Raw genomic sequence first — 15,095 nt, 5'->3', positions numbered from 1 at the left:
TAGATTGTTGAATTAAATAAATGGATTATGAGAACATTAATAAAATTGGCAGTCTGCCTTTTAATAAGCATTACCGCAGTAAGTTGTTCGGTCACTTCTTCGGCCATCGTTACCGATTATGACCAAGAAGCACAGTTTGGAACCTACAAAACCTTTTACTGGTCCGATGATTTTCAAATGGACAGCGACAAGGAAAACGAACCGTTATTTTTCAACACATTGATAAAGAAACGGTTAAAAGGCGCCATTCAGGAACAAATGGAAAATAAAGGCTACGTCTTGAATAAGAGCAATCCTGATTTATTGGTAGATTCCCGTATCGTTGTACAGACAAGAGATATAAACACAGGTGGTGGCTACCCTTATTTTCCTTCTTATGGTCACGGTTATGGTCATTTCGGGTCTTACGGTTATGGATATTATGGCGGTTACCAATCATCTCAAGAACACAAAGAAGGTGGCGTTGTCATAGAACTTATAGATATGAAACGCCGTCAATTAGTCTGGCAAGGATTTGCGCCAGATGTGCTGCACGCAAATACCACCGACAAGCAAAAGGAAATTAAGGAGGCGGTGGCAAAAATATTTGCAAAATATCAATATGGGAATACTGTAAAAAACTGAGCTTAAAATGATATAAAAAGATATCAAGAAAAAAAGCCCTAATTAGGGAAGGGTCAATGTTGATGGTTGGTTTTAGTCCCCCCTTGTTAGGCACTAGAAATTTTGTGAAAGAAAATCTTATTGTAAATACTGGATTTTCAGGATGTATATTTTTATGGAGTGGCCACTAGAGTTTCATCTATCCTTTCAAGGCATCAATACTTATTTATTGGTGTTGCAATGATATAACTAATATTAATGTATTAAAAAAATCAATAGTGAAAGAAACTATAAATGATATATCAAACGGCAATGGGTTTTATGGACAGCTCTTTAAAAAAGTATTGCTTACCGCAACGGCGGTTATCGCTATATCACTGAGTTATATATTTTGGGCACAAGCAGATGATAATGGCCTATGGCGACCTATTTTAATTGTGGCTTTGGCTCTAATCAAGACCATTTTTATCGTTCGGCTTACGTTCATACAATTGGCTAAAATAATAGGCGAAAGCCATCAGCTTGCGCACGTCCTAACTTTATTTGCGGTGTTGATTGTTTTGATTGTTTTTTCATTCACGACTGATTATCACGCGTTATATATTTTGAATTCTGAAAATTTCAAAGAGAGTACTTCGCTCAATGGTTCATTCTTCTTGCAATTTTTTGAATTTATCTATTTCAGCTTGATAACTTTTTCCTCGGTTGGATATGGCGATATTGTACCAATTTCAATTGCGGGAAAAACGCTGGTAATGATGGAAATTTTCTTGAGCTTTTTGGTACTTGTCTTTGGCATTGCAAATATTAATAGAATACACGTTGATAATAAATAACCTTTAAAAACTAAAATTATGAAAACAATTAAAACAATTGCACTCGTAACAATTCTCATTGCTACTTTCAGCTTATCCAACGCACAGGAAACAAAAGCAAAGACGGATACGGAAGCGGTTATTGCTGTGATGAAAACCTACAAGGATGCCATTCAAAATTTGACAACTGAAGGCACGTTCAATTTATTTGCAGAAGATTCTGAAGTATTTGAATCCGGTGGAGTCGAAGGCACGTATGCACATTACATTGAGCATCATCTTGGACCAGAATTAGGCGAATTTAAAAGTTTTACCTTTTCTGATTATGAAATCGATGCCAAAGTAGATGCGCCCTATGCTTTTACTACTGAAACCTACATTTATACCATAGTGCTTAACCCAAATGAAAAAGGTGAAACACGAACGATTCGCAAAAAAGGCGTGGCAACGTCTATCCTAAAAAAGATGGGTGGCGAATGGAAAATCATCAAAACACATACCTCTTCAAGAAACACGAAATAACAGCAACAATGAGCAATTTTCCTCAAATAATCCATCAATATAAAACCGACTCGGAAAGTGTTTACAATACTTGGTTTGTTGACAATGACCAGAGATTGAAGGCGTTTAGAACCATCCGTAGAGGCGTTTTGCAGGTGATTGAGGACATTAAAAACAAAACCTTCCCAAACGATTTTAAGGAAAGCAGTCTGGAATTTGTGTTGGGCAGCATTGCAGAGCAAAAGCAAGTTTTTGCGGGTGTGGCGCATCCTTTTTATTGGAAGCCGAAACTGCGCATTCCTGATATCTATGAAAATCAGGACAATAAAATAGCTTTTGGTCAATTTTTGGAAAACTGTATTAATGCCAAAACGGAAGAACAGGTCGTAAGGGAAATCGTAAAGTTGGATGCACTCAAAGTAAAAGGCCTCGGCCCAGCGGTAGCAAGTATTTTATATTTTTTGCATCCCACTTGGTTTCCACCATTTAATACGGCCATACTAAATGGGTTTAATTTTCTGTTCAAGGATAAAAAGAAATTGGGAAGTTGGACGGAGTATCTGAAAATCAGGGAAATCTTGATAGAAACCAATACTAAAAACAAAACGGAACTGTCAAACGATTTAGGCGCAATTGCAGGATTGTGTTTCGAGATTGGCACCCAAAAAATGCTCATAGGTAACGACGAATATTTAAGTGAGGCCGAACGGGTCAAATTTGAAAAAAACATCGTAAAACGGCAAAGGGAAATTCAGGAAGAAAAGCAGGAAGAGAAACTTCACGACGAAATGCAATACCATTTATTGAAAATCGGCATTTCACTTGGTTTTGACGTTACACCTGCCAGCAACGATAAAAGTAAATCTTTTGGCGGTCAAAGTTTTTCGTTCATTTCAATGAAAACATTTCCAGCGCTTCCTTGCGATAAGGAAACCCAAACCACCATTAAACTCATTGATGTGCTTTGGTTTGAAAAGGGAACCAATAATATAGTAGCCGCTTTTGAGGTTGAAAAAAGCACCAGTATCTATTCAGGAATTTTAAGACTGTCCGATTTATATTTCAGCATTTCCGATGGCGATGAGGTTTTTTATATCATCATTCCAAACCATCGTGAAAAAGACGTCATACATCAATTGAATCGACCTGTAATCAAAAATTCCAAGATGCATATAAAGTATATTTTGTTTTCTGAATTGAGGATGCATTGCGATGCGATTTGCAAATTTGGTACAGACCTTACAATTATGGAAAAAATAGCAAAATCAGTTTGATTTGAAATTGGCAATTGCGGATTATGGTTATACTTACTTTATATAGAAAACAATTAGCAACAATAAACATTATGAAAACTAAACTATTGATGTTCGCAGTTCTTTTAATAACATATTTCGAGGTTTCGGCTCAAAAAATATATAGAACCGATGATGGCCATATTGAGATGATGACTTTGGTGGACGGTAAGACTATCAAGGCAGAAAGCCATAGTCTGGCACTATATCTTGATTACAATTCTAAAGTAGTAAATGGTGTTCTAGACCTTAAAACTTTAGTAACAGACCTTCCTGAATTAAATGCCATTATACAAGAAGGGGAAGCACCTGCAATTCTTCGGTTTACAGGTACTATTCCATCCGTTGATTTTTTATCAAAACGGCACGACCCTATCAATTTTAATTGGCTGGTTGATGTTTTATATCAAGGGGAAACCTATAAATCACAGTTTAAAGCAACCATTACCCATATAGAACAGGGCATAAATATGTCTTGTCTGATAAGTGCAACGGGACAGGTTTTGGTTTCAGATACGGGGTTAGATTCTTTAATGCAAGGTTTGGATAAAACAATAAATGTGCAATTTGCACAATTGGTGCTGAAATTGGAATAACTATGTGTTTTCTATATTCAAAAAGAATGATAAGAGTATTTATGATATTTAAAACAGGCCAAGAGAACATAAAATAAGTCCTGATGTGGGAAGGGAATGGAAAATTTTTCATTGTTGATTAGTTAAAACTCCTTCCCAAGTCGGGCACTATTATAATATGAAAAGCTACGATACACTTTCTGAAACTATGGCTCATTTACAGGCTAAAGGCTACACTGTTGATTTCAATTTGAAAGAGAAACATCTGGAATGTAATGCTCTAAAGTTGAAATTCCATCCAGAAGATTTTGAGGTGGACGAGATGCATCGTTTTGAAGGAATGAGTAGCACAGATGACAATAGTGTACTATATGCCATTTCTTCCAAAAATGGAATAAAAGGCTTATTGGTGGATGCTTATGGGGTTTACTCTGAAAATATTTCTGAGGCAATCCGAAAAAAATTAAGGTAATTTGAAACATATATATAACATATAAAAAGTGACCCGCAACCAATATTGTAATCAGATTAAATAGAAATTTCGAGATGAAACCATTAAAAATAAATACCCAAAAGCTCTCATTATTAGGCTCTGTATCTTTAGGTACAGGCGTAATGATTGGTGCAGGTATTTTTGTTTTAATGGGGCAGATAGCCGAATTAGTCGGCGATTTATTTCCTATTGCTTTTATCGCAGGCGCAGTTGTAGTAGGCTTTAGCTCCTATTCGTATGTTAAATTTTCAAACGCCTATCCTTCTTCTGGAGGTGTTGCTAAATTTTTGACAAAGGCCTATTTACCAGGTACACTTGCTGGTTCATTTTCTTTGCTGATGTATGTATCAATGGTTGTCTCAGAAAGTTTAGTGGCAGGTACTTTTGGGGCGTATGCGTTACGACTGTTTCCGCAAGGATATGAAGGTTATGCATCTGCATTGGGTGTATTGCTTATTGTTGCTGCATATATCATCAATATTTCGGGTAACAAGATTATTGAGACTACCGCTACCATTACTGCAATTATTAAAGTAGTGGGTATTGCAGTTCTTGCTATATCAGGATTGGTTATTTCTGGTTTACCCACAATCACAGGTACTTATAGTGCTGCCAATGGCCAATCCCTGCCTGAAGGTTTTGGATTTATTGCCGCATTGGCCTTGTCTATCCTTGCATACAAAGGATTTACGACCATTACCAATCAAGGTGGCGATATAAAAAATCCTCATAAAAATGTAGGGCGTTCCATAATTATATCAATAATCGTTTGTACGGTTATCTATGTTGTTTTGGCATTATCGGTTGCTGGCGGATTGAGTATTGAAGAAATTATAATAGCAAAAGATTATGCTCTCGCAGCAGCAGCAAAACCTCTATTTGGCGAATGGGGTTCAACGCTAACTATTTTACTAGCCATTGTTGCAACAGTTTCCGGTGTAATTGCCAGCGTATATTCTGCCTCGCGAATGTTGGGTATGTTAAGCAATATGAAACAAGTTCCTGATATGAACAGAATGAAGCAACTTAAAAATCCTTCGCTGATTTTTACTGTTTCTTTAGCGATACTTTTGACTGTTTTGTTCGATTTAACTCGCATAGCTTCCATTGGTGCTATTTTCTATTTGATAATGGACATTGCTATTCATTGGGGACTTTTTAAATATTTGAAAAAGGAAGTAAAATTCAACCCGATTATTCCAATAATTGCCATACTGTTGGATGTTGTTATTTTGGCAGCATTTATCTATTTAAAATATGTAAACGACCCATTTGTACTAATAGTTGCTGCAATTGGTATTGCCCTCATTTTTCTTTCTCAATTTATTTTTATGAAATCGCATACAGATAAAGACGGAAATATGAATATGGGAATGGAAAACAGTGAAAAAGAACAAATGAAAATGTAAAAATAACAGATACTATGAAACACACCTATAAAATACACGGAATGACCTGCAATGGTTGTCGAAATCACGTAGAAGGAACACTTTCCAAAGTGAAAGGTGTCTCAAAGGCTACTGTGAATTTAGCAAAAGCTGAAGCTACCATTGAAATGGAATCACATATTCCTATTGAGAAATTCCAAGATGCCCTTAAAAAAGAAGGTGGTACTTATTCTATCCACAAATCTGGAGAGCGACATCATCAAAACGATACCGCCGGAGTTGATGCTGAGCGTAGTCGAAGTACGAAAGCAAAAAATGAAAAACCTAAAGGTAAAGGAACTGGCACTTTTTACTGTCCGATGCATTGTGAGGGAGACAAAACATATGAAAAAACTGGAGACTGTCCTGTCTGCGGAATGGATTTAGTTGAAGAGCAAAATTTATCTGCAAAAACTTCTGAACAATGGACTTGCCCAATGCACCCGGAAATTGTAAAAGATGAACCTGGAGCCTGCCCAATCTGTGGGATGGACTTAGTCCCAATGGAAGCAGATAGTTCAGCCGAAGAAAAGACCTATAACAAATTACTCAAGAAATTCTGGATTGCAGTCGCCTTTACCTTACCTATTTTCTTAATCGCAATGAGCGATATGATTCCGAATAATCCGTTATATACGGTAATGAAGCAAAAAAACTGGAACTGGATTCAGCTTGCACTTTCAATTCCTGTGGTGTTTTATGCTACGTGGATGTTCTTTGAACGTGCCTATAAAAGCATCAAAACCTGGAACCTCAATATGTTTACCCTAATCGGCATTGGTGCTGGCGCAGCGTGGTTATTCAGCGTATTCGGTATGCTTTTTCCCGATTTTTTCCCGGCACAGTTCAAAACAGAATCTGGTGCCGTTCACGTATATTATGAAGTATCCACTATTATTTTGACCTTGGTGCTCTTGGGTCAGGTTTTGGAAGCACGTGCCCACGGCAAAACCAATTCAGCAATAAAGGAATTGCTAAAGCTCGCGCCAAACAAGGCCATACTAGTCAAAGATGGCAAGGAAGAAGAGGTTACGATTGATAGCATTAAATTGGGCGATATCCTACGGGTGAAACCAGGCGAAAAAATTCCAGTTGATGGCGTGATTTCCGAAGGTAGTACAACGGTCGATGAATCTATGATTACAGGCGAACCTATTCCCGTAAACAAAGCGGCAAATGACAAAGTTACCAGTGGCACCATCAACGGCAACCAATCTTTTTTGATGAAAGCCGAAAAGGTGGGTGCAGATACCCTACTGTCCCAAATTATCCAAATGGTCAATAATGCCAGTCGCAGTCGTGCACCAATCCAAAAATTGGCGGATACCGTCTCGGGATATTTTGTACCCATAGTTGTCCTTATTTCCATTATCACATTTGTGGTTTGGGCTATTTTTGGTCCGGAACCCGTCTATGTTTATGCCTTTGTAAATGCAATTGCAGTATTGATTATCGCCTGTCCCTGTGCCTTGGGCTTGGCAACACCAATGTCCATTATGGTCGGTGTTGGTAAGGGCGCACAAAATGGTGTGCTCATAAAAAATGCCGAAGCTTTGGAAAAAATGGACAAGGTGGATACACTTATTATCGATAAAACAGGAACCATAACAGAAGGCAAACCAACGGTTGAAAAAGTCGGAGCCTTCGGAACTAATTTTTCAGAAAAAGAAGTGCTTCAATACATCGTTTCCCTAAACAGCAAAAGCGAGCATCCGCTTGCCGAAGCAACTGTAAAATATGGTAAAGAAAAGAATGTTGAGTTTTTGAGCGCTGAAAAGTTTAGCGCAGTTACCGGAAAAGGTGTTGAAGGAAACATCAACGGGAAAAAAGTGGATTTAGGGAATTCCAAAATGATGGCATACGCCAAGGCTGAATTAACTTCGGAAATGGAAACCGAAGCACAAAGTTTTCAAAAGCAAGGAAAAACAGTTTCATACCTATCCATCGATTCAAAAGTTGTGGGATATGTTGTCATTGGCGACAAAATAAAGGCGACCAGCGCCAAAGCGATCAAAGCACTTCAAGACAAAGGTATCGCAGTAATAATGCTTACTGGCGACAATCACGATACTGCCCAAGCGGTCGCAAAAGAATTAAATCTTGCTGATTTTAAAGCAGGAATGTTGCCCGAAAACAAACTTCAGGAAGTAGAAAAATTACAGAACAGCGGAAAAGTTGTAGCAATGGCAGGCGACGGCATCAATGATGCGCCAGCCTTGGCAAAAAGTGATGTTGGTATCGCAATGGGAACAGGAACAGATGTTGCCATTGAAAGTGCAATGATAACCTTGGTAAAAGGCGATTTGCACGGTATTGTCAAGGCACGGGAATTGAGCGACGGTGTAATGCGTAACATCAAGCAAAACCTATTTTGGGCTTTAGGATATAACATTTTAGGAATCCCAATCGCAGCAGGTGTTTTGTTCCCTATTTTCGGGTTGTTATTATCACCAATGATAGCGGCTTTGGCAATGAGCTTTAGTTCAGTTTCCGTTATTATGAACGCTTTGCGGTTACGTTCGTTAAAACTTTAAAGATGGTGAAAAGGAAAACCGCACTAAAAATACGAAAGACCCACAGATATTTGGGGCTCTTTTTGGGGGTACAGTTCCTGTTTTGGACCATTAGCGGAATGTATTTCAGTTGGACAAACATAGACGACATTCACGGTGACCAATTCTGTAATTTAGATTACGTGCCCAAAGCCTTTGATGATTTAATAAGTCCTTCACAAATAAACAATCCTGAAGGCATTGGAAGTATCGAAATTAGGGACATCAACAACGAGCCTTATTACTGGATAAACAATCAAAAATTGTACAGTGCAAAAACTGGGAAAGCAAAAAAAAATATTACGGAAGAAGAGGCCTTGTCTGTTGCCAAAAACTATATGAAAGATGGTTTGAAAGTCGCCAACATCGAAAAAATAACCGAAGTGGACGACTATCACGAATATCGGGAAAAGCTATTGCCAGCCTATGTTATTTCATATGATACCGATGAAGCTCTTAATGCTTATGTTTCGGTAACAGACGGAAAATTCCAGACTGTAAGGCATCGAGCGTGGCGTTGGTTCGACTTTTTATGGATGACCCACACAATGGATTATGACACGCGCGACAATTTCAATACCATTGTATTAAGGGCGTTTTCGCTCTTGGGATTGATTACGGTGTTAAGCGGATTCCTGCTGTGGTACACCTCCTCGCCAACCATTAGAAAATTAAAAAAGAAAATAATTAAATCATAACCAAAAACTCTAAAACAATGAAAAATTCAAATCAACACACAAACAAAGGCAATTACACAAAATTTATTTTGATGCTTGTCGCATCTTTTATTGCAATGTACATCACGATGTATCTAAATAGTTATGCGTTAGACCACGTATATTTTAGTTTAACCAGATTCTATATGAGTTGTTTGGGTATTGCAGCAATGGCAGTAATAATGTGGTTTTTTATGCGGAAAATGTATCAAAACAAGAAAAAGAACATCGCTATTTTATTAGGTAGCTTGGTGCTATTTTTAGGCGCACTTGGTTTGGTTAGGGCACAAAGCCCAATCATTGGCGATATTCTGTGGATGAAAGCAATGATTCCCCATCACTCAATTGCAATTTTAACAAGTGAAAGAGCCGATATCAAAGACCCTGAAGTGCGCAAACTGGCTGATGATATTATCAAAGCACAACGTAAAGAAATTGGAGAAATGAAAGCAATGATAAAGCGTTTGCAAGCAGAATAATAATAATTACCAAAACCTAACTGGTCTTAAAATCTGTTGGGTTTTATAAAGAAATAAAAAAATATACTATGAAAAAATACATCATTTATACCGCAATTTTAGCCATAGGATTGGTCTTGGGCTATGTCTTTTTTGGCCCTTCTGCGGAAGGTTCCGTAAACAGCAAGAAAGTAACAGATTTGAGCGAAGACGTTAACCACTCCGAAGAACATCAAATGTGGACCTGTTCAATGCACCCACAGATTATGCAACCAGAACCTGGCGACTGCCCAATATGCGGTATGGATTTAATTCCCGCCGAAACTGGTGCGGAAGGGCTTGCAATGAACGAAATAAAAATGAGCGACAATGCAATGGCACTGGCGAATATCCAAACTACAATTGTAGGAAATATTTCAGGAACCGACGATAACAAAATAACACTTTCCGGAAAAATAATGGCCAACGAAGAAGCCAATGCGGTACAGGCAAGCTATTTTGAAGGACGTATTGAAAAGTTGAATGTCAATTTCACGGGCGAAGAAGTACGAAAAGGACAGTTGTTGGCAACGATTTATGCACCAACGCTCGTTGCTGCCCAACAAGAACTTTTAACTGCTTCTGACCTGAAAGAATCACAACCAGGTTTATACAAAGCAGTTCGAAACAAATTAAAATTGTGGAAACTTTCTGAAAGCCAAATAGACCAAATAGAAAGTTCTGGCAAGGTGCGGGAAAATTTTCCGATTTATGCAACTGTTTCAGGCACCGTTTCCCAAAAAATGGCAGAAGAAGGCGACTATGTAAAACAAGGCCAGCCCATTGTTAAAGTAAGTGATTTGGGTACTGTTTGGGCAATGTTTGACGCCTACGAAAGACAAATCTCGCAACTGAAGGAAGGTCAAAAGGTAACCATCACTAGTAACGCTTATCCCAATAAAGAATTTGAAGCATCAGTTTCATTTATCGACCCTACTTTGAATACAAAGTCCAGAACTGTTTCAGTGCGCGCCACATTGAACAATAAGGAAAATCTATTAAAACCAGGAATGTTCGTAACCGCAAAAGTGGCAATGACAAAAGGCAATACTATGGAAATTGCGATAAGCATACCTGCAACGGCAGTAATGTGGACAGGCGAGCGCTCATTGGTGTACGTAAAGACCAATCCCAATGAACCCGTTTTTGAAATGCAAGAAGTGACTTTGGGAACGAAAAATGGTGAGAACTATACCATTATCGAAGGGCTTTCTAACGGCGATGAAGTGGTAACCAACGGAACATTTACCGTAGATGCCGCTGCACAGTTACAAGGAAAAAAATCTATGATGAATGCATCAGGTGGTAAAACAATGACAGGTCACGAAGGGCATTTGGGAATGGAAAATTTAAACAACACAGTTGATGCCGCCAAGCGTATGGATGTAGCTTCCAAATTCCAAGAGCAGCTCAAAACAGTTTTTGATGATTATATTATGCTTAAAACAGCATTGACAAACGACCAAAGTGAAAAAGCAAAAACGGCCGCACAGACCTTACAGAAAAGTTTAACACAAGTTGACCTTGCTTTGCTAAAGGATAAAAATGCGAATAACCACTGGGCGCAACTTGAAAAAGAATTGAAGGCTTCCTCAAATGAAATTGCCCAGACATCCGATATTAAAACCCAGAGAAATCATTTTATCAGTCTTTCAGCACACCTCATAAATGCAATGAAAGCGTTTGGCATCAACCAAGAAATTTACATAGATTTTTGTCCAATGGCAAATAATAATGAAGGCGCATATTGGTTGAGCACGGAAAAAGAAATACAAAATCCCTACTACGGACAAGCAATGCTAAACTGTGGTGAAGTAACAGAAACCGTACAATAGTTTAAAACTATACTTAATTGGGTAGTTTAAATTAGTCATCTTGATTTTTTGAAGGAGAACGAGGATGAGTGAGAGTAGAAGAAATAGAAGAAAAAATGACAGAAAGAAACATCAGCCTAAAAGTGATATTCCAAAAAAAGATAAAATTATAGCTTTAGTTGTGATAGTATTGATTTTTGTAGTTGCTGCAACAGCTGCCGTTTATTATTCTCTATACAAATCTGGATTAACATTATTTTGAAACAAGTACTATATGAATGAGACTATCCATATTAAAAATATGGTCTGCCCAAGATGTATCTCAGCAGTTTCCAATATTTTGGAACAACTTAAAATACTGTATGTTTCTATAAAATTGGGGGAGGTTAAATTAGTTTCATCGTTAAGTCCCAACACAAAAAATAGTCTTTCCAAAGCGCTTCAAAATTCAGGTTTTAGTTTGATTGACGACCGTAAAAGTCAACTTATTGAACAAATGAAAACATTGGTTGTAGATAAAATCCATCATTCTTCCGAGGAGCTCGATTTCAAATGGGCAGATATTGTTACAGGCGAACTTCACTTGGACTACAAATATTTAAGTTCACTTTTTTCGTCGGTAGAAAGTATTACGTTCGAGCAGTACATCATAAACCAGAAAATTGAACGTGTTAAAGAACTTATAGTTTACGATGAATTAACCTTGAGTGAAATAGCATTTAAACTTCATTATAGTAGTGTTGCATACTTAAGCAATCAATTTAAAAAGGTTACAGGAATGACACCTACACAGTTTAAAAAAAGCACAAATCAGAATCGTAAATATTTGGATAAAATATGATGTTAAATTCTGTTAATCCGAAAATTTTACAAATCATTCGGCATATTTTATAACAAAAAACGATATTACATACATTAAATTGTCTTTAGTAATATCCGCTATAGTAGTGGACTATTTTTAACAATTTAAATTCTAATATATTTATGAAAAATTCAAAATTAATCGAAGCTTTAAACAATTGTGTAGCACATTGTAATTACTGTGCAGATGCTTGTCTTGGCGAAGAAAACGTCAAGATGATGGTAGATTGTATAAGAACTGATAGGGCTTGTGCTGCAATCTGTAGTGCAACAGCAAATTTGCTTGCGTCAAATTATAAAGATGTTAGAGGTATGGTAGAACAATGCCGTGATATCTGTAAAAAATGCGCTGATGTATGTGCCAAGCACGACCACAAACACTGTCAAGAATGTGCAGATGCCTGTAGAAAATGTGAGGAAGCTTGTAACGAATATTTAAAATAATACAACTTATCTCAATTCATTATAGTGAGGTGCAACAACCTCAAATTCCGAAAGGCTACAACTCACATTGTAGTCTTTTGTTTTATAAAAAATCGGGTATAAGTTATCTTGTTTGTATCGGAAACTTGGGAAAATTACATATTGGTGACCCTTAACAAGCAAATTCTACAATTCATTCAGCATATAACGTAATATATTAAAAACTTTAAATCCTAAAATTTGTGATGTATTAAGATGAATACGATTATGGAGACAATCAACATATTTGAAACCAAAGAAAAGAAGCAAAAACAGGGAATAAAAGAATCATTTCCTGTTACGGGAATGACCTGCGCATCGTGTGCAGCGAGCGTTGAATCTGTTTTAAAACACACAGAAGGAGTGTTTGATGCCAGCGTCAATTTCGCTAATAGTTCTGTTCTTGTGGAATACGACAAAGCGTTGAGTCCTAATCAACTTCAAAATGCACTTCGCGAGGTCGGTTATGATATTATTATAGATACAGAAAATCCTTCGGAAGTACAACAAGAACTTCAGCAAAAACATTATCAGGACATAAAAAGCCGTACTATCTGGTCGGCTATACTTACGCTACCCATTTTTGTATTAGGAATGTTCTATATGCAATGGGAACCAGGTAAGTGGATTTCTTTGGTGTTAACTTTTCCAATTCTTTTTTGGTTCGGTCGTAGCTTTTTCATCAATGCTTTCAAGCAAGCCAAACACGGTAAAGCAAATATGGATACCTTGGTAGCTTTGAGCACAGGAATCGCTTTTATCTTTAGTGTATTCAATACCTTTTTTCCAGAATCTTGGTTGAGTCGTGGTATTGAACCTCACGTTTATTATGAAGCGGCTACGGTAATTATAACCTTTATTTCCTTGGGGAAACTATTGGAAGAAAAGGCAAAATCCAATACGTCTTCAGCCATCAAAAAATTAATGGGTCTTCAGCCTAAAACCCTTAAAATCATTGAGAATGGAGAAGAAAAGGAAATTCCTATTTCATCCGTGCAAGTTGGCCAGACCATTTTGGTGCGTCCCGGAGAAAAGATTCCTGTGGATGGAGAAGTTTCCAAGGGAAGCTCGTATGTAGATGAAAGTATGATTACGGGAGAACCTGTTCCAGTAGAAAAATCAACTGATGAAAAAGTATTTGCAGGCACGGTAAATCAAAAAGGGAGCTTTCAATTTACTGCCGAAAAAGTAGGTGGAGAAACCTTACTATCACAAATCATTAAAATGGTTCAGGAAGCTCAAGGAAGCAAGGCGCCGGTTCAAAAGCTGGTTGATAAGATTGCCGGAATATTTGTTCCTGTCGTATTAGTCATTTCTATCATTACATTCATTGTCTGGATGTCAGTTGGTGGCGATAACGCATTTTCACAAGCCTTGTTGACCTCTGTAGCCGTGTTGGTTATCGCTTGTCCTTGCGCATTGGGCTTGGCAACACCTACCGCAATTATGGTGGGAATTGGTAAAGGCGCAGAAAATAATATTTTGATAAAGGATGCCGAAAGTTTAGAACTCGGTTATAAAGTGAATGCTATTATCCTTGATAAAACGGGTACAATTACCGAAGGAAAACCCTTAGTAACTGATATAATTTGGAAGAATAACCTTGAAAATCAAAATGAATACAAGCAAATTCTTTTGGCTATAGAAGCACAATCGGAACATCCTTTGGCGGAAGCAGTAGTCAACCATTTAAAAAATGAAAAGGTTGAACAAGCTGAAATTGCTTCTTTTGAAAGTATTACAGGAAAAGGTGTAAAGGCGCAATCAGAGAATGGTTCAAAATATTATGTGGGTAACCATAAACTAATGGTCGAAAAGAATATTGAAATTGAATCTTCTTTAATGCAAACAGCAGAAAGTCTCGAAGAGCAGGCTAAAACGGTCATATTCTTTGGTAATGAAAAACAAGTGCTGGCGATACTCGCCATTGCAGACAAGATTAAGGAAACTTCAGAAAAGGCCATAGTAACGCTTCAGGAAAGAGGTATTGAGGTTTGTATGCTTACAGGAGATAATAATAAAACCGCATCTGCTGTCGCAAAACAAGTCGGAATAACAAATTACCAAGGCGAAGTAATGCCTTCGGACAAGGCAGCTTTTGTTGAAAAATTGCAGGCGGACGGAAAGATAGTCGCAATGGTTGGCGATGGTATTAATGATTCCCAGGCTTTGGCGCAAGCCAATGTGAGTATTGCAATGGGAAAAGGTTCAGATATAGCGATGGACGTAGCAAAAATGACCTTGATAACATCAGATTTACGATCCATCCCAAAAGCGCTGGAATTATCAAAAAGAACGGTGTTGGGCATACGTCAGAATCTATTTTGGGCATTCATTTATAATCTCATTGGTATTCCAATTGCAGCAGGCGTTTTGTATCCCGTAAATGGGTTCTTATTAGACCCAATGATAGCAGGAATGGCAATGGCTTTCAGTAGCGTGTCTGTAGTTCTAAATAGTTTAAGGCTTAAAGGAGTAAAACTTTAA

The 15,095-nt window shown here is 37.6% G+C and carries 14 protein-coding genes; all 14 read left to right on the top strand.

Annotated elements, in window-relative coordinates; translation table 11 throughout:
• Nucleotides 1-27 precede the first annotated feature (27 nt).
• The 14 genes from P164_RS11890 to P164_RS11825 all read left to right on the top strand — a co-directional run bounded on the left by P164_RS11890 (nt 28) and on the right by P164_RS11825 (nt 15,095).
• Nucleotides 28-624: a DUF4136 domain-containing protein gene (locus P164_RS11890; RefSeq protein WP_013073627.1), complete on the top strand. Its 597-nt coding sequence runs from the start codon at nt 28-30 to the stop codon at nt 622-624.
• A gap of 257 nt (nt 625-881) precedes the next feature.
• Complete coding sequence (locus P164_RS11885; protein ID WP_013073626.1) at nt 882-1,439, top strand: potassium channel family protein; 558 nt, start codon at nt 882-884, stop codon at nt 1,437-1,439.
• Nucleotides 1,440-1,457: 18 nt separating this feature from the next.
• Nucleotides 1,458-1,940, top strand: coding sequence for a YybH family protein (locus P164_RS11880; RefSeq protein WP_013073625.1), 483 nt, complete (start codon nt 1,458-1,460; stop codon nt 1,938-1,940).
• Nucleotides 1,895-3,193, top strand: coding sequence for a hypothetical protein (locus tag P164_RS11875; RefSeq protein WP_231556137.1), 1,299 nt, complete (start codon nt 1,895-1,897; stop codon nt 3,191-3,193). Before P164_RS11880 ends, P164_RS11875 begins: the two co-directional genes overlap by 46 nt.
• 71 nt (nt 3,194-3,264) lie before the next feature.
• Entirely contained in the window at nt 3,265-3,807 is a 543-nt protein-coding gene (locus P164_RS11870; RefSeq protein WP_013073623.1) for a hypothetical protein, read from the top strand.
• Between the two features lie 157 nt (nt 3,808-3,964).
• Nucleotides 3,965-4,258: a hypothetical protein gene (locus P164_RS11865; protein ID WP_013073622.1), complete on the top strand. Its 294-nt coding sequence runs from the start codon at nt 3,965-3,967 to the stop codon at nt 4,256-4,258.
• 74 nt (nt 4,259-4,332) lie between these two features.
• The gene (locus P164_RS11860; RefSeq protein ID WP_013073621.1) at nt 4,333-5,688 is read left to right on the top strand and encodes an APC family permease; all 1,356 of its coding nucleotides are present in this window, start codon (nt 4,333-4,335) and stop codon (nt 5,686-5,688) included.
• A gap of 14 nt (nt 5,689-5,702) precedes the next feature.
• The gene (locus tag P164_RS11855) at nt 5,703-8,240 is read left to right on the top strand and encodes a heavy metal translocating P-type ATPase (RefSeq protein ID WP_028376591.1); all 2,538 of its coding nucleotides are present in this window, start codon (nt 5,703-5,705) and stop codon (nt 8,238-8,240) included.
• A 2-nt stretch (nt 8,241-8,242) separates the two neighbouring features.
• Nucleotides 8,243-8,956: a PepSY domain-containing protein gene (locus tag P164_RS11850; RefSeq protein WP_028376590.1), complete on the top strand. Its 714-nt coding sequence runs from the start codon at nt 8,243-8,245 to the stop codon at nt 8,954-8,956.
• A 17-nt stretch (nt 8,957-8,973) separates the two neighbouring features.
• A complete protein-coding gene (locus P164_RS11845; RefSeq protein ID WP_013073618.1) occupies nt 8,974-9,453 on the top strand; it encodes a DUF305 domain-containing protein in 480 nt (159 codons plus the stop codon).
• A 68-nt stretch (nt 9,454-9,521) separates the two neighbouring features.
• Entirely contained in the window at nt 9,522-11,306 is a 1,785-nt protein-coding gene (locus tag P164_RS11840; RefSeq protein WP_013073617.1) for an efflux RND transporter periplasmic adaptor subunit, read from the top strand.
• 253 nt (nt 11,307-11,559) lie between these two features.
• Nucleotides 11,560-12,126 carry a helix-turn-helix domain-containing protein gene (locus P164_RS11835; protein ID WP_028376589.1) on the top strand — a complete coding sequence of 189 codons (567 nt, stop codon included), beginning with the start codon at nt 11,560-11,562 and terminating at the stop codon, nt 12,124-12,126.
• Nucleotides 12,127-12,269: 143 nt separating this feature from the next.
• Nucleotides 12,270-12,590 carry a four-helix bundle copper-binding protein gene (locus P164_RS11830; RefSeq protein ID WP_028376588.1) on the top strand — a complete coding sequence of 107 codons (321 nt, stop codon included), beginning with the start codon at nt 12,270-12,272 and terminating at the stop codon, nt 12,588-12,590.
• 246 nt (nt 12,591-12,836) lie between these two features.
• Entirely contained in the window at nt 12,837-15,095 is a 2,259-nt protein-coding gene (locus P164_RS11825) for a heavy metal translocating P-type ATPase (RefSeq protein WP_028376587.1), read from the top strand.

It is taken from the genome of Leeuwenhoekiella sp. MAR_2009_132, from assembly GCF_000687915.1.
GTDB lineage: Bacteria > Bacteroidota > Bacteroidia > Flavobacteriales > Flavobacteriaceae > Leeuwenhoekiella.
Note: the sequence above shows the minus strand (reverse complement) of the source record. Positions and strands in the feature narration are given on the sequence as shown.